Annotated in this window: 15 protein-coding genes; 10 read left to right on the top strand and 5 right to left on the bottom strand. The window is 59.3% G+C overall.

The features are described 5' to 3' along the window. Positions 1–56: 56 nt before the first annotated feature. From M5D89_RS13020 to M5D89_RS12985, 8 genes are read left to right on the top strand one after another with little or no spacing between them, the layout of a single operon-like run. Positions 57–1,466, top strand: coding sequence for a TolC family protein (locus M5D89_RS13020; RefSeq protein ID WP_248886228.1), 1,410 nt, complete (start codon positions 57–59; stop codon positions 1,464–1,466). Continuing rightward, positions 1,463–2,530, top strand: a complete 1,068-nt coding sequence (locus tag M5D89_RS13015; protein WP_248886227.1) for an efflux RND transporter periplasmic adaptor subunit — start codon at positions 1,463–1,465, stop codon at positions 2,528–2,530. Before M5D89_RS13020 ends, M5D89_RS13015 begins: the two co-directional genes overlap by 4 nt. Further along, positions 2,523–5,801 (top strand): efflux RND transporter permease subunit, encoded by a 3,279-nt coding sequence (locus M5D89_RS13010; protein WP_248886226.1) that lies wholly within the window; start codon positions 2,523–2,525, stop codon positions 5,799–5,801. The genes M5D89_RS13015 and M5D89_RS13010 overlap by 8 nt, the downstream gene beginning before the upstream one ends. 1 nt (position 5,802) lies before the next feature. Further along, positions 5,803–6,024 carry a YgaP family membrane protein gene (locus M5D89_RS13005; RefSeq protein ID WP_248886225.1) on the top strand — a complete coding sequence of 74 codons (222 nt, stop codon included), beginning with the start codon at positions 5,803–5,805 and terminating at the stop codon, positions 6,022–6,024. 3 nt (positions 6,025–6,027) lie between these two features. Further along, on the top strand, positions 6,028–6,447 hold the full coding sequence (locus M5D89_RS13000) for a rhodanese-like domain-containing protein (RefSeq protein ID WP_248886224.1): 420 nt from the start codon (positions 6,028–6,030) through the stop codon (positions 6,445–6,447). Then, complete coding sequence (gene grxC, locus M5D89_RS12995; protein WP_248886223.1) at positions 6,448–6,705, top strand: glutaredoxin 3; 258 nt, start codon at positions 6,448–6,450, stop codon at positions 6,703–6,705. Positions 6,706–6,720: 15 nt separating this feature from the next. Continuing rightward, entirely contained in the window at positions 6,721–7,146 is a 426-nt protein-coding gene (gene trxC / locus M5D89_RS12990) for a thioredoxin TrxC (protein ID WP_248886222.1), read from the top strand. An 18-nt stretch (positions 7,147–7,164) separates the two neighbouring features. Next, the gene (locus tag M5D89_RS12985; protein ID WP_248886221.1) at positions 7,165–7,974 is read left to right on the top strand and encodes a carbon-nitrogen hydrolase family protein; all 810 of its coding nucleotides are present in this window, start codon (positions 7,165–7,167) and stop codon (positions 7,972–7,974) included. 6 nt (positions 7,975–7,980) lie between these two features. On the opposite strand, the gene M5D89_RS12980 is transcribed toward M5D89_RS12985, so the two are convergent. After that, positions 7,981–8,469 (bottom strand): DsrE family protein, encoded by a 489-nt coding sequence (locus M5D89_RS12980; protein ID WP_248886220.1) that lies wholly within the window; start codon positions 8,467–8,469, stop codon positions 7,981–7,983. 93 nt (positions 8,470–8,562) lie between these two features. On the opposite strand from M5D89_RS12980, the gene M5D89_RS12975 reads away from it, so the two are divergent. Further along, positions 8,563–10,335 carry an ABC transporter ATP-binding protein/permease gene (locus M5D89_RS12975; protein WP_248886219.1) on the top strand — a complete coding sequence of 591 codons (1,773 nt, stop codon included), beginning with the start codon at positions 8,563–8,565 and terminating at the stop codon, positions 10,333–10,335. A 26-nt stretch (positions 10,336–10,361) separates the two neighbouring features. Further along, positions 10,362–10,928, top strand: a complete 567-nt coding sequence (locus tag M5D89_RS12970) for a thioredoxin family protein (RefSeq protein ID WP_248886218.1) — start codon at positions 10,362–10,364, stop codon at positions 10,926–10,928. Between the two features lie 3 nt (positions 10,929–10,931). On the opposite strand, the gene M5D89_RS12965 is transcribed toward M5D89_RS12970, so the two are convergent. The 4 genes from M5D89_RS12965 to M5D89_RS12950 all read right to left on the bottom strand — a co-directional run bounded on the left by M5D89_RS12965 (position 10,932) and on the right by M5D89_RS12950 (position 15,477). Continuing rightward, positions 10,932–11,138 (bottom strand): hypothetical protein, encoded by a 207-nt coding sequence (locus tag M5D89_RS12965; protein WP_248886217.1) that lies wholly within the window; start codon positions 11,136–11,138, stop codon positions 10,932–10,934. A gap of 139 nt (positions 11,139–11,277) precedes the next feature. Further along, positions 11,278–11,736: a signal peptidase II gene (lspA, locus tag M5D89_RS12960; protein ID WP_248886216.1), complete on the bottom strand. Its 459-nt coding sequence runs from the start codon at positions 11,734–11,736 to the stop codon at positions 11,278–11,280. Continuing rightward, positions 11,736–14,543, bottom strand: coding sequence for an isoleucine--tRNA ligase (ileS, locus tag M5D89_RS12955; protein ID WP_248886215.1), 2,808 nt, complete (start codon positions 14,541–14,543; stop codon positions 11,736–11,738). The genes lspA and ileS overlap by 1 nt, the downstream gene beginning before the upstream one ends. Beyond that, the gene (locus M5D89_RS12950) at positions 14,533–15,477 is read right to left on the bottom strand and encodes a bifunctional riboflavin kinase/FAD synthetase (RefSeq protein WP_248886214.1); all 945 of its coding nucleotides are present in this window, start codon (positions 15,475–15,477) and stop codon (positions 14,533–14,535) included. The genes ileS and M5D89_RS12950 overlap by 11 nt, the downstream gene beginning before the upstream one ends. Positions 15,478–15,524: the final 47 nt, after the last annotated feature.

The raw sequence follows: 15,524 nt of genomic DNA, 5'->3' as shown, positions 1-15,524 counted from the left end.
ACGGCGCCTTGTGCTCTTTTGGCAAAGATCAAAAGATCGAGGGGAGTACTACCGATATGAACCGCCGCCGACTTTGGCTAGCTTTCTTGCCGGCGCTATCCGCCGTGCTGTCCGTGCCAGTGGCGCACGCGATGGATTTCAGTGCGTGCGTCCATGCCGCGCTGCAGCGCAATCCCTCGGCGCTGTTGGCCGAGGCGCAGGCGGCTCAGGCCAAGGGCGCGGTAGACGCGGCGCAGGGCCATCTGTTGCCGAAATTGTCTGCCAGTTTTTCTGGTGCCCAATCCAACAACGCGCTTACGGTTTTTGGCATGAAGCTGTCCCAGCGCGTTGCCACCTTCAATGACTTTGGCGCCAACCAGTTCGACCCCAGTAATCCCAGCGCGCTGAACATCCGCCCCAATAATCTGGACCACCCCGGTGGGTATCACAATTTGGGTACCGAGATCTCCTTGGCCATCCCCATCTGGAATGGCGGGGCTGTTCGTAGTGGTATCGATGCGGCCGAAGGGATGCTCCATGCCGCCCAGGCGGGCGACGAAGTGGCCCGGCAAAAGCTGACCTTTGTCGTGCTGCAGGCGTATGACGGATTGGTTGCCGCCAAGGCTGGTCTGGGGGTGGCAGAAAAGGCCTCGCGCGCTGCAGATGCCTATGTGAAGACCACAAAGCAGTTGCTGGCGCAGGGGGTGGTGGTCAAGAGCGATCTGCTGTCTGCCCAAGTCCATCAGGAGGAAGCTGCCTTGCAGGTGCAGCAGGCCAAGAATGCGGTTGCGAATGCCCGCGCGAACCTGGCCTTGTTGATTGGCAAGCCGATGGGCACCCCCCTGAATGTGGACGTCGCGGTGCAACCGCCGCTGCCGGCCGGTGATGCCTATGCCTTGGAGCAGCAGGCCCTCGCCAGTAACCCCGGTCTGCGTGCCTTGCGCGAAAAAGTGCATGCCGCGCAGGCGAATGTCGGCGTGGCTCGTGCGGCGTATCTGCCGCACATCAATGCCATGGCAAAACAGGAGTGGAATGGCACTACCCTGGGGAATGCTGTGCCCTCTTATACCGTGGGTGGCCAGATTCAATGGGACCTGCTCGATTTTTCCCGCTCTGGCCAGATGGATAGTGCCCAGGCCGGGGTACAGGCGGCCCTGGCGAATTTGCAGCAAGCGGAAGACAAGACGCGATTACAGGTGCAGAAATCGCTGTTGGCCACACATTTGGCGGCACAGCGGGTAGAGATGCGACAACTTGCAGTGCGGCAAAGTGAGGAAGCACAGCGTCTGGTGCGCTTGCGCTATCAGAACGGGGTGGAAACCCTGACCGGCCTGCTGCGTGGTCAGGCATCTCTCGACCAATCGCGCGCTGAACTGGTAGAGGCTCGCTATGAAGAGGCGATCGAGCGTGGCGCACTGTTTCTGGCAATCGGCAAGATGGACCTGCAGTCGTTGACCGGGGCGCCAAACACGGGGGAAAAGAAGTGAAAAAACACGTATTGGTGGTGGGTATGGTCTTGACCCTGGCCCTGGCTGGCTGTGGCGAGAAGCCGCCGCATGCTGCCGCTGTGACGCACCAGGTGCAGGCGCAGGTGCTGACACTAGCGGCGGGCGCGGGACAAAATTTCGAGACCGTGCCTGGTACCATCATGGCCAGCCAGCAGATTCAGTTGGGGTCGCGCTTGAGTGGCTATCTGCGCGGCTTGCAGGTACATGTGGGCGAGGCAGTGCACGCTGGGCAATTGCTCTTCCAGGTGGACCCCGCCGATGTCGATAGTCAGGTCGCCCAGGCCCAGGCCAGTCTGGCCCAGGCCGAGGCGAATTTTGCCGATGCGCAGTCGAATTATGACCGGTTCCAGAAGCTGTATGCGGCGCAGGCGATCCCGCAGAAGCAGTGGGACCAAGTGCGCAGTCAGTATCAAATGGCGAAGGCGCAAGTGGCGGCAGCGCGGGCCGGCACCGGTAGCGCCGCCGCGCAGTTGCGCTATGCCCGAGTGAGCGCACCCTTCGCCGGCGTCATAACGGAAAAGTTTCTGCAGAATGGCGACTTGGTTGCCCCCGGTCATCCCGTCCTGAGTTTGGCCAATCCCCACGTGCTGGAGGTGGACTGCAGTGTGGGAAGCGCTGCCTTCGCCACCCTCCACGTCGGGCAAAGCCTTACCATTCTCGAGGACGGCAAAAGTCTGACGGCGACGGTACGGGATTTGGTTCCGGTGGCCGATCCGGTGACCCATAGCCACCTGGTGAAGCTGTCGCTGCCGGCAGATAGTGGCGTGCAGGCGGGTGCCTTTGTGCAGGTGCAGATTCCCCATGTCGGGAAGACGTCGACCTTGCAGATTCCCAGTGCGGCGTTGCTCAATCGGGCCGGTATTCCCGGTGTTTTTGTCGTTACCGGAAAGGATATCGCGGAATATCGCATGGTGCGCCCAGGCCAGTCGGCGAATGGTGCAGTGGAGATCCTGGCGGGATTGACGGCGGGGGAGCGTATTGTGGTGAGCAATACCGAAGCCGTAAACAATGGCGATCAGATCGAGAGCGCCGTCCATGGCTGACGGGCAAATGAATCTCGCCGGTCGGCTTGCCAGCGGCTTTTATCGCTCCAAGATCACCGTGTTGATCATGCTGGCCATTGCCCTGTTCGGGGCGATGGCGGTGCTGGTCACGCCACGTCTCTATAACCCCGAGATCGTGGTGCCTGCGGCGGAAATCTTTGTCATGCGCCCAGGTTCCAACAGCGAAGAAGTTCACAATCTCGTTGTGCGTCCCCTGGAAGCCCTGATGGCGTCATTGCCCGGGGTGCACCACACCTATGGGTATGCCGTGAATGACATGGGCATCGTTACGGTGCAGTTCCAGGTCGGCGCGAACGAAGAGAAGAGCCTGCTCGAAGTCTATAACCAACTGAGCCGGAACATCGACCGTATGCCGCCCGGCACCATGCAGCCGCTGGTGAAATCGATCGGCATCAACGACGTACCCATCCTCGATGTCACCTTGAGTTCCGCCTCCCACAGCCAGGTGCAGTTGCGTGCCGTCGCCCTGCGGATCATGGATCAATTGCAGAACGTACCCGATGTGGCCAACGCCGAGCTGATTGGCGGTGCGCGCCGAGCGGTCAATGTCTGGATCGATCCGCAGAAGCTGGCCAGCAGTGGTGTCAGTCTGGCGCAGCTGCGGCAAGCGCTGCAGGGCAGCAATTTGGTCATGCCTGCGGGCCATCTGGTCGCCAACAACCAGCGCATTCCGTTGCGCGTGGATGCAGCGTTGGGCTCGGCGACGGCGGTGGGGGACGTCATCATTGGTTCCCATGCTGGCCGCCCCATCTTCCTGCACGACGTGGCGCGTGTGGAAGAGGGCGCAGCCGAAACCGACACCTTGATGACCAACAATACCGGTCCGGCCAATCATCTCGGTTTGCCTGCAGGTAGCAGCATGCCGGCGGTAACCATTACCTTGGCCAAACGGCCGGGCACCAATGCAGTCGTGGTTGCCGATGCGATCAAGGCAAAACTGCAGCGCTTGCAGGCAGAGGCCATCCCGCAGGGCATACAGGTATCGGTGACCCGGGATTATGGCGCCCGCGCCAACGATGCGGTGAGTACCCTCTTTGAGCATCTCAGTATTGCGGTTGGGGTGGTGGCAATCATTCTGCTGGTCTTTCTGGGCTGGCGCGAGGCCGGCATCGTCATCCTGACCGTCCCCCTGACCCTGGGGGTGGTGCTGGGGATCGGTTGGTTGCTCGGCCAGACCATCAATCGGATCACCCTCTTTGCGCTGATCCTGTCTCTCGGCCTCTTGGTCGATGGCGGTATTGTGGTAATCGAAAACATCCACCGTCACATCAGTCACGGTGGAGGCAAACGCAGCTTTGCCGACAAGGTGGTGCTGGCGACCAATGAAATCGGCAATCCAACGAATATTGCTACCCTGGCGGTGATTCTGGCCTTTGTCCCCATGGCCTTTGTGACGGGAATGATGGGACCTTTCATGTTGCCCATCCCCATCTTTGTACCGATCGCCATGATTGCGTCGGTGTTATTGGCGTATACGGTGGTGCCCTGGGGTGCCTATCGCTTTCTCCGTGGTAAAGCGGATCGTCATGCGCGTCAGCATCAAGAAGAAGACGGCATGCGCGCGCGGGATCTGCTGCAGCGCCTCTACCTGCGGATCTTTACCCCCCTGCTGCGCTCAGGAGCGAGGCGCAACGTCTTTTTCCTGATCGTGATCGTGCTGTTGCTGTTGGCCATGCTCATGCCGGCCTGGCAATTTGTGCGCCCTGCGGGGATGAACGGACCGCTTAGTCCCTTGGGTGTGAACGTCAAGATGTTGCCGGCAGGGAATGTCAGTGACTTCATGATTCAGGTCGACACCCCTGCTGGCACGGCTCTGGCGGAAACCGGACGGGTGGTACAGGACGTGGGCCGGGTATTGGCAGAGAATCCGTACGTTGAGAATTTCCAGAATTATGTTGGCCGTTCGGCGCCCGTAGATTTTGCCGGCTTGGTGCGCGGCGACATGATGCGCAAGGGGAGCAACTATGCGCAGATCCAGGTCAATCTCGTACCGCGCAGTCAGCGACCCATGTCGCACACGATTGGCGTCGATATTTACCGGAAAATTGCCGTCCTGCAGCAGCGCTTTCCCGGCACCGTAATCAAACTGTTCGAGGTGCCACCAGGACCTCCGGTGCGGGCGCAGGTGGTCGCGGAACTCTATGGCCCTGACTACGATAAACTGCGCCAACTCGCCGGGCTGGTCGAGAAGAAATTCCGTACAGTCTACGACATGGTCAACGTCGATGACTCGGTAACGGGTACTGTCCCGGAATATCGGATTCACGTCCTGACGGAAAAGGCGATGCTGGCTGGCGTGGCACCGGCACAAGTGGCCACGCTGGTGCATGACTTTGTTGCGGGCAGTACGATTGGTGCCCTTACCGTTCGCACAGCGCGGGAGCCGGTAAATATTATCCTGCGCGTGCCGCCGGGAGATCGCGCCTGGCAGTCGCAGATTCTGAGTCTGCGGGTACGCAGCCAGACAGGACAGCAGGTGCCATTATCGAGCATCGTCGAGATCAAGAGGACGACGGCGGCCAAGCCGATCGTCGACCGGGACCAGCACGATGTGGTGTATGTCACCGGCGACTTGCTGGGCTCCAGCCCGGTCTATGCTACCTACACCCTGAATAACCTGCTCAATGGCAAGACCCTCGCGGGCGTGCCTCTGAGCACGGGCAACCTGGGTTTCCTGCCGGCCCAGCCGCGGGACATCACCCATTATCAGATCCTTTGGGGTGGTGACATGCGTCTGACCCTCGATGTGTTTCGGGATCTCGGTGCCGCCTTCATCGTTGCCCTGGTCTTCATCTATCTGATGCTGGTGGCGTACTACCAATCCTTCATCATGCCGATCATCGTCATGGGTGCCATCCCGCTTACGCTCATTGGGGTCTTTCCGGGGCACTGGCTGCTCAATACGCCCTTCAATGCGACGTCAATGATTGGGGTGATTGCCCTAGCGGGTGTCGTGGTGCGGAATTCCTTGCTGCTGATCGATTTCATCATCGAATACCGACGCGAGGGCTACCCCTTGGATGAGGCGGTACTGGAAGCGGGTGCGGTGCGATTCCGCCCGATTTTGTTGACGGCATTGGCGATCATGTTCGGTTCCGCCATCATGGTGACCGATCCCGTCTTTGGTGGCTTGGCGGTATCCTTGATTTTTGGCACCTTCGCCTCCACCATGCTGACATTGATTGTGATTCCGCTGCTGTATTTTCTCTGGGAGCGGCATCTGGAGCGCAAAGCGCAGGGAGTGACCTGAAATGACTACAGAAAATTGGGTTCGTGTGGTGGCTGGTACCTTCGTGATGATCAGCGTGGCCTTGGGTGCGCCGGCCAGTCCGATCTTTATCAGCGAGTGGTTTCTGGCCTTTACCCTCTTTGTCGGATTCAATCTCTTCCAAAGTGGCCTCTCGGGTTTTTGCCCCCTGGTCAATATTCTGCACAAGATAGGGGTGAGTGATGCCCCGAGTTGCGGGAGATAAACAGTGAATATCGGCGCAGAATTGTCCACGCATTGGCCACTGCTCTTGCTGGCCCTGGGCTTTGTGGTTCTGGTGTTCAAGGGGCCGATCAGCCGCAAGTTGGCTGGGGTGGAAGAAATCACGCCGGAGCGCGCCGTGCAGCTCATCAATCAACACGATGCCCTGGTGATTGATGTGCGCGAGCAAAACGAGTGGTCCCGCGGCCACTTGCCTTCGGCCAAACACATTCCCGTAGGGCAATTGAACAAATATCTCAAGGATCTGGAAAAGCATCAGGAACATCATGTGATCTGTCAGTGTGCCAGCGGGATGCGTTCGGCGCGGGCGGCGTCGATTCTGCACAAGGCCGGGTTTCAGAAGGTGTACAGCCTGAAGGGTGGCATCCAGGCTTGGCGTGGTGCTGGACTGCCGGTGGAGAAGTAGGTGGCAGAGGTTGTCGTCTATGCTACCCACGCCTGTGGCTACTGTCGCCGGGCCTTGGCACTCTTGCAGCAGAAAAACGTCGCTCCTCAGATCATCTGGGTCGATCAGCAACCGCAACGGCGAGGGGAGATGGTCCAACGCGCCGGGGGTCGGCGTACGGTGCCGCAAATCTTCATTGCCCAGCGCCATGTGGGTGGCTGTGACGACCTGCTTGCCCTGGAGCGTCGGGGCGAATTGGATCCCCTGCTACGCGATTGAACGGGAGGCGTAACCATGCATATCGTCTGTCCCCACTGTGGCGCGGTGAATCAGGTCCCCAAGGAACGTCTTGGCGAGCGCCCGAAATGCGGTAAATGCCATCAGCTGCTCTTTGCCGATCATCCCGCTGAACTCCAGGGCGTAGCTTTTCAACGCTATATCGAGCGGAACGAGTTGCCGGTCTTGGTCGACTTTTGGGCCCCTTGGTGCGGCCCCTGTCGGATGATGGCGCCAGCATTTGCGCAGGCGGCGCAGCAGATGCAAGGGCGTTGCCTCTTTGCCAAGGTGAATACCGAGGAGGACGGGCAGAGTGGCGCCCGCTACCAGATTCGCTCGATCCCGACCATGATCCTGTTTCGCGGCGGACGCGAAGTGGCGCGGCAAAGCGGTGCGATGGGGGCTGCGGATATTCAGCGCTGGCTGGCCGGGCAGGGTCTGTGAGCATCCAGGAGAGCGGATGTGGCCGATGATCGTCTGATTGCTGCCGTCATCCAGACCGTCTCCAGCGACGACTGGCGAGAAAATCTGCAGGCGGCAGCGCAGGCGATTGCCAGTGCCGGCGCGCGCGGTGCAGAGCTGGTCTTGCTGCCGGAAAATTTTGCCTTCATGGGCGTGCGGGACACGGACAAGCTGGCGCTCATGGAAGACCAAGGCCACGGGCCGATCCAGGATTTTCTCGGGGAGCAGGCAGCGCGGCATGGTATCTGGCTCCTCGGGGGAAGCATCCCGTTGCGCGCGCCCGATGGCCGCTGTTATGCCAGTCTGCTGGCGTACGACCCCCAGGGCACACTACAGGCTCGCTACGACAAGATCCATCTGTTTGATGTCGATCTAGCCGACGGCGAGAGCTACCGCGAATCGGCCAGCATCGCCCCAGGAATGAAGCCGGTGCAGGTATCCAGCCCCTGGGGCGAGATTGGCTTATCGATCTGCTACGATCTGCGTTTCCCAGAGTTGTACCGACAGTATGCCGGTGCTGCCATTCTCGTCGTGCCCAGCGCCTTCACGGTGCAGACCGGGCGCGCCCATTGGGAGACACTCCTGCGTGCCCGTGCCATCGAAAATCAAGCCTTCGTACTGGCAGCCGACCAAGGGGGAAGACATGTCAATGGGCGCGAGACCTGGGGGCACAGCATGATCATTGATCCCTGGGGACAGATCTTGGCGCAACAGGATGAGGGCGCTGGCGTCGCCTTGGCGGAGTTGGATCTTGCCCAGATGGCACAACTCCGCGCCCGTTTGCCCGCGCTGACACATTGCCGTCTTTAGCGCGCATTACCATGCGACATATGCGTATCCCTTCTGCTGCAGGCTGATCAGCTCCACCGCGCCGCTGAATACCGTAGTTGCCTCGGAAATCAGGTCGGCATTGTCGATCTTGACCGTTTTCATGGTCTGCTCACAGGCGGCGAAGGTTACCCCATACATATGCAGGCTGGAGACCTGTTCGCGGATGAACTTGTCATAATGGTGCTTGTTCTTCTCGTCCTTGACCAAGAGCCAGATGCCGGGGCCAAAGCAATCGAGAACGATGTCGACATCGTTGTTGTAATGCTCCAGCACCACGGCCGCGCTGTGTAAGATATCCAGGATATAGGCGGGGTCGGATTGGTTGAGCTGATAGACGACCTTGTTCTTGGACGGTCCCATCATGCCCATTCCCATGCTCTGCCCCTGTGCCGCTGCGGCCACCGCCGATGCCGCACCGGCAACGACCAGGCCACCTAGAAAGCGGCGGCGTGAATGGTTTTTGTCTTCGGCCATGCTATGCTCCTCTTCGATTGCGATTGGCTCTATACGAGGTAGCAAATTCTGCGCCTGGAGCTACATTTTCGGAAATGGTTGCGGGGAGCGCATATGCGGCAGTTCAATCGCGAATTTTTTCGCGATCTATGGCAGATCAGTAAACCCTATTGGACGAGTTCGGAGGATCGCTGGCTAGCGAGGGGTGTTTTTGCCCTGATCATTGGGCTCAATCTGTTCATGGTTTTCATCTCCTACCGCATCACCCAGTGGTATGCGGTATTTTGGAACGCAGTCCAACATTATCAATCGGGTGCGACCTGGCAGCAGATCCTCGTTTTTTGCGGCTTAGCGACGGCATACATTATCGCTGCGGTATCGCAAAGTTTCTTTACCGAGATGCTGGTCATTCGCTGGCGACGCTGGCTGACCCACTCCTACCTCGATTCTTGGCTGGAACGGCGTACCTTTTACCATATGCAGGTATTGGGAGATGGCACGGATAACCCGGATCAGCGTATCAGTGAAGATCTGGCCAGCTTCACTAATCAAACACTGAATATCGTGATCGGTCTGTTCAGTTCCGTGGTGACCTTGGGCACCTTCATTTTCATGCTCTGGGAATTATCGGCCATGATCTGGATTCCCGTACATGGGCAGACGTTCACCATCCCCGGTTATCTGGTCTGGGCTGCTTTGATTTACTCGGTATTTGGTACGGTCATTACCGCCTTGATTGGTCGCCCACTCATTCGCCTGAATTTTATGCAGGAACGCTATCAGGCCGATTTTCGTTTCAGTATGATGCGCCTGCGGGAAAACAGTGAGAGCGTCGCGCTCTATGGTGGAGAGGCGCGTGAAGGAAAAAATTTCCGCGAGCGATTCGCCGAGGTCTACGCCAATTTCTGGCGCATCATCTGGCGAAGTATGCGCTTGAACTGGTGGACCTCTGCCTATGGGCAGATTGCCATTATTTTCCCCCTGATCGTTTGTTTGCCGGCCTATTTCGTCAACAAGGAAATTGGCGTGGGCGGTCTGCAACAGATCATGTCTGCCTTTGCCCAGGTGCAAGGCGCCTTGTCGTTCATCGTCAGCAGTTATACGACCTTGGCCAACTGGCATGCGGTAGTCGACCGGTTGCGATTTTTCCGCGGCTCCATGCGCGAGGTGCACGAAATTCAGGACCGGCATTATCATATCCAACAAAGAAATGCCACAGCCCTGGAGGTCAGCGATTTGCATGTGCGTTTGCCCGATGGGCGGGAACTGGTGCGCGGCTTGAATCTGTCCGTTGCGCCTGGGGAACATCTCCTGATCATGGGGGCATCGGGCAGCGGCAAGAGCACTCTGGTTCGCGCGTTGGCGGGCATTTGGCCTTATGGGGATGGCGAGATTGGCCTGCCAGCGTCGGAACGCCCCCTCTTCTTGCCACAGCGTCCCTACCTGCCCATGGGCAGCCTGCGCGAGGTGTTGGTTTATCCCTATGGTCTTGCGGATGACAGTGCGCAAGTGCTGGTCGAAGCGCTACAGAGTGTGGGGATGGGCGCATTGGCAGGGCAACTCGAAGAAACCCGTCTCTGGTCCCATACCCTCTCCCTGGGAGAGCAGCAGCGCCTCGCTTTTGCCCGTATCCTGCTGCAGAAGCCGCGCTGGATCTTTTTGGACGAAGCGAGTTCAGCGCTGGACGAGCGAGCAGAGGGCGAGTTGTATGCCCTCATCGCCGAGCGTTTGCCGGACTCCGCGATCATCAGTGTGGGACATCGTTCGAGTCTTTGGCGCTATCATTCCCGTTGTCTGCGCCTGCTGGGGGATGGAGAATGGCGCATGGAAGATGCAGCTCGCGGGGATGAGGCACAATTGGCCTTTGGCCACTTTTCACCCGCATAGTTTTGCAGCAAGAGGAGATAGCAACGATGGCAATGACCAGTATTGATTTACCGCTTGGAACGGCACTCCCGCAATTTACCCTACCCTTGGGGGGGCGTGCCGGGACTTGGTCTACCAGTCAGGCAGTGGGGAAGCCACTGCTGGTGCTCTTTATCTGTAATCACTGCCCCTACGTGATCCACATTGCGCAGCAATTGGCCAAGCTGGCCGATGCCTGGCAGCATGATGGTCTTGCGGTCGTGGCCATCAACAGTAACGACCCAGAGACCTACCCGGACGATGCGCCGGAAAAAATGCCCGTGGAGGCGGAACGGGCGGGGTACCACTTCCCTTACCTCTTTGATGCCGATCAGTCCGTGGCGAAGGCCTTTCGTGCCGCCTGTACGCCAGATATCTTCTTGTTTGATGCAGAAGGGAAGCTCTTTTACCACGGTCAGTTTGATGCCGCGCGTCCCAAGAATGATCTACCAGTAACGGGCGCTGATCTCGATGCTGCCGTCCGTGCCGTGCTCGCGGGTCAGGAAGCGCCGCGCCAAGTCCAGCCCTGTATGGGTTGCAGCATCAAGTGGCGTCCGGGCAACGAGCCGAACTAGGGCTTAGTAGAGAAATTGCGCCAGGAAGGCGTTGCGGAAGAAAGCAAAACCGCCTCCCTGCGTCGTTTGCTGTCCACGACGCAAACGGAGCAAACGCTTTTGCAGATCCCGCTTGATGCGTTCGCGCTCTTGGGTCGCCATGAAGGAATGATAGCTCGGATAGTGTCGTACCCGACGCAGCGCTGCCAATAAATTCGCCCGATTATCCATGATTGCCCCTCTTTACAGTCTTGTAGAAGAGGTAAGCAATATATGGGCCAAATATTATTATTACTATAAATCAGTGAGATAGAATTTTCCTGCACTTCCTATAGTGGGGTTGTTGTCTCATTTTCACGACAATGGTGCATCAATGGCGACGAAATGCGTCGACGATGAGCATCACGGCGCCAATGCTGATGGCGCTATCGGCAAGGTTGAAATAGGGCCAGTAGAGGTTGCCCCAATGGACGCCGATGAAGTCCACTACATAGCCCAAACGGATGCGATCGATAAGGTTTCCCAGCGCCCCGCCAAGGATCAGGGCCAGGGCAATTGCCGTCCAATGGGCACCAGGCTTTAGGCGTCGCAAAATGGCGACGAGTACCACCACGACCAGTATGGCAATGCCAATCAGCAGCCAGCGTTGCCAGCCACCGGCACCCGCGAGAAAGCTGAAGGCGGCGCCGGTGTTGTGGACGAGGCGAAAGTTGAGGATGCCAGGGATGACTACGATACCCTGCCCAACGCGCCAGAGTTGGCTGAGCCAGAGTTTGACGCCCTGATCCAGCAGAATGACGATGACGCTCAACCAGAGGTAGCGGAGCATCAGCAATACTCCCGCAGTTCACCGCTGCCAGCCACATTCTCGGCGCAACGCGTGCAGACCTCCGGATGATCGGGATGGCTGCCAATATCTCCGCGGCGGTGCCAACAGCGCGGACATTTCGGGGCATCGTAGGGTGCTACGGTAATATGCAAACCGGGGAGAGATTCTTCCATGTTGGGCTGGAGCTCGGCCAAGTGGAAATCGGAGCAGAGGAGCAAAAAGCGCAACTCCGCCGCCCTGGGCTGCAGCCGCGACTGCCACTCGGCATTGGCGTAGACGATTACTCGGGCATCGAGGGCAGAACCAATCTTTTTCTCCTGGCGCAGGGGTTCCAAGGCAGCATTCACTGCGTCCCGCAGGGCAAGAAGACGCTGCCAGGTTTCGTCCAGAACGGGCTCTGCCGACTCGCCAAGATCTGGATAGCTGGCGAAGAAGACACTTTCCGCGCTCCGCCAGGGGGTATGCTGCCAGATTTCTTCTGCAGTGAAACTCAGGATTGGTGCCATCCAGACCAGCAGGGCATCGAGGATCCTGGCTAGCACCGTCTGTGCCGAGCGTCGTGCTCGTGACGATGCCTGGGTGGTATAGAGCCGATCCTTGAGCACGTCGAGATAGAGCCCGCCCAGGTCGATGGCGCAGAAATTGTGCATGGCCTGGACCACCCGATGAAACTGAAACTGTTCATAGGCGATCCGGATTTCCTGCTGCACGGTCGCGCAACGGCCGAGCATCCAGCGATCCATTTCCAGCAGTTCGGCATCCGCCAAGGCATCGTGTTGAGGGTCGAAGTCGTGGGTATTGCCCAGGATGTATCGGGCGGTATTGCGAATCCGGCGGTAGCTCTCTCCCAGCCGCTGCAGGATATTGTCGGAGATGGGGATCTCGCCGCGATAGTCCTCGGAAGCCACCCAGAGGCGCAGGATGTCGGCACCAAAGCGATCGATGATTTCCTGGGGGGCAATGACATTGCCCAAGGATTTACTCATCTTGCGCCCTTCGCCGTCAACGGTGAAGCCATGGGTGAGGACCGCCTGGTAGGGCGCTCTGCCGCGACTGGCAACAGATTCCAGCAAGGACGATTGGAACCAGCCGCGGTGTTGGTCTGCCCCTTCCAGATACAGATCAGCCGGGCTATGCAATTCTGCGCGTCGTTCGAGGACGAAGGCATGGGTAGAACCAGAGTCGAACCAGACATCGAGAATGTCGGTCACCTTTTGGAATTCCTTGTGCCCGCAGGCGGCGCAGTGTCGCTCCGCCGCGCCGAGGAAATCGCCATCGGTACCGCTAAACCAGGCATCCACGCCGCCGGCTTCCACCGCCGCTGCAATGCGCTCAAAAACCTCGGGATCGCGCAATGGTTCGCCACAATGCGCGCAGGCATACAGGGCCACGGGCACGCCCCAGGCGCGCTGGCGGGAGATACACCAATCCGGGCGCTTGCGCACCATGTCGGCGATGCGTTCTTCCCCCCAAGCAGGAATCCAGCGCGTTTGTTCGATCGCTGCCAAGGCGTTCTGCCGCAAGCCGTTGCGTTCCATGCTGATGAACCACTGCGGGGTAGCGCGAAAGAGCAGCGGCGTTTTGTGACGCCAGCAATGGGGGTAACTATGCTCGATTTTTTCCTGATGCAGCAGGCGCCCGCGCTCGTGCAGCAGGGACGGTACGGCGTGGTTGGCTTCCGCCGTGCTCAGTCCGGCCAGACCATCACCGAGGTCTTGGCGATACTGACCGTTACCCTGTAATGGGCTGTCAATGGGTAAGTGGTACTGCTGGGCTACCAGGTAATCTTCCACGCCGTGGGCCGGGGCAGTATGTACGCATCCCGTACCGGCATCCAGGGTAACATGCTCACCGAGAATGACGGGGACGCTGCGCTCCTGGAACGGATGGAGCAAGCGCAGTCCCTCCAGGGTCGCGCCGCGGAAGGTGGCGAGGGCTTCGCTGTGAGGATGCCCATAGCGCGCCAAGGCGGATTCCGCCAGGGCATCGGCCAGGATCAGCAAGCGAGAACCAGCCTGCACCAGGACATAATCATAGGCTGGGTGCAGAGCAACGGCCTGATTTGCCGGCAGGGTCCAGGGGGTGGTCGTCCAGATCACCACCTCTGCCTCTCCGGTGAGTCCCGGCAGCGCAAGACGTTCTGCCAGATCCTTCGGGTTTGCTACGCGAAAGCCCACGTCGATGGACGGGTCACTGCGATCGCGGTACTCCACTTCGGCTTCGGCCAGGGCGCTGCCACAGTCCACGCACCAGTGCACCGGTTTGGCGCCTCGATACACTTGTCCGCTTACCGCGAGCTTACCCAATTCCCGCAGAATGTCCGCCTCGGCCGCGAAGTCCATGGTGCGGTAGGGATGGTCCCAATCGCCGAGGATGCCGAGGCGAATGAAGTCCGCTTTTTGCCCTTCAATCTGCTCCGCGGCGTAGTCGCGGCAGGCCTGGCGAAAGGCCGACGCACTCAGCTTCTCGCCGGGCCGCCCGTGGGTTTTCTCGACCTGGATTTCGATCGGCAAGCCATGACAGTCCCAGCCCGGCACATAGGGTACCCGCATGCCCTGTATCAGCCTGGACTTATTGATGATGTCCTTCAACACCTTGTTGACGGCGTGGCCAATGTGGATCTGCCCGTTCGCATAGGGAGGGCCATCATGCAAGACAAAGCTTGGGGCCTCGGCGCGGGCCTGGAGCAGGTGCTGATACAGATCTAGTTCCTGCCAGCGGCGCAGGCGCTCGGGCTCGCGCTCGGGCAATTTGCCCTGCATGGGGAAGTCGGTTTTTGGGAGATTGAGTGTGCTTTTATAGTCCATGGGCTTGTGATGAATGGGGAAGAAAAAATTGCCGTACCTGTTCTACGTCGTTGTGAATGGCGGCGATCAGGAGCTTGAGACTGGAGTATTTTTCTTCATCCCGCAACTTGTGGAAGAGTTCGACGCGGACCTGCTGTCCATACAAGTTGGGGGAATCGGCGTCGAGACAGTGCGCCTCGAGGACGAGGGTCTTGCCATTGACCGTGGGGCGTAGGCCGATACTGACTGCCGCATTCCAGTGGCCGATCTCGCTGTGCAAGCGACCCGCAAAGATGCCGCGCAGGGGTAGGGGGCGCGATTCCAGGGGCAGGTTGGCGGTGGGAAAGCCCAGCTCGCGGCCCAACTGATCGCCGCGGCGTACTCGGCCGCAAACGGCGTAGGGTCGGCCCAGCCAGCGGGCAGCACGATCGAGTTCGCCTTGTTCCAGGAACTGGCGGATACCGGTACTGCTCACCCGTTTGCCATCGAGCAGAAAGGGCGGCTGCTCTTGCACGATAAAGTCGAATTCCCGCCCCAGACGCTGCAACAGGGCGAAATCACCCCGGCGTTGCGCGCCAAAACGAAAGTCGTGGCCGACATAGACGGCGCGGGCGTGGAGATGCCCTACCAGGACCTCGCGGACGAAGTCCTCGGCAGAGAGCGCAGCCATTCTGGCATCAAAGCGGGCGCAGACCACATGATCGGCGCCGTAATGCCGCAGGGCGTCTGTTTTTTCCCGCAGGCTGCTGAGCCGTATGGGTGCTTGCGCAGCGAGAAAGAACTCGCGCGGCAAAGGCTCGAAGGTCAGGACGGTGCGTGGCAATCCGCTGTCGGACATCTGGGCAAGAAGCCGCTGGTGTCCTAGGTGAACGCCATCGAAGTTCCCAATGGTCACGGCCTGTGCCGCTGCCTGAACAGGTCTGGGCAACGCATGCAGGCGCAGATGCTGGGTCATGAGTGAGTACGGGGTCCTGAGCCGAAAACCGCTGTAGTGTAGCGAAG

Source organism: Acidithiobacillus acidisediminis, assembly GCF_023277115.1.
Lineage (GTDB): Bacteria > Pseudomonadota > Gammaproteobacteria > Acidithiobacillales > Acidithiobacillaceae > Igneacidithiobacillus > Igneacidithiobacillus acidisediminis.
This window is presented reverse-complemented; position numbering and strand designations above follow the sequence as displayed.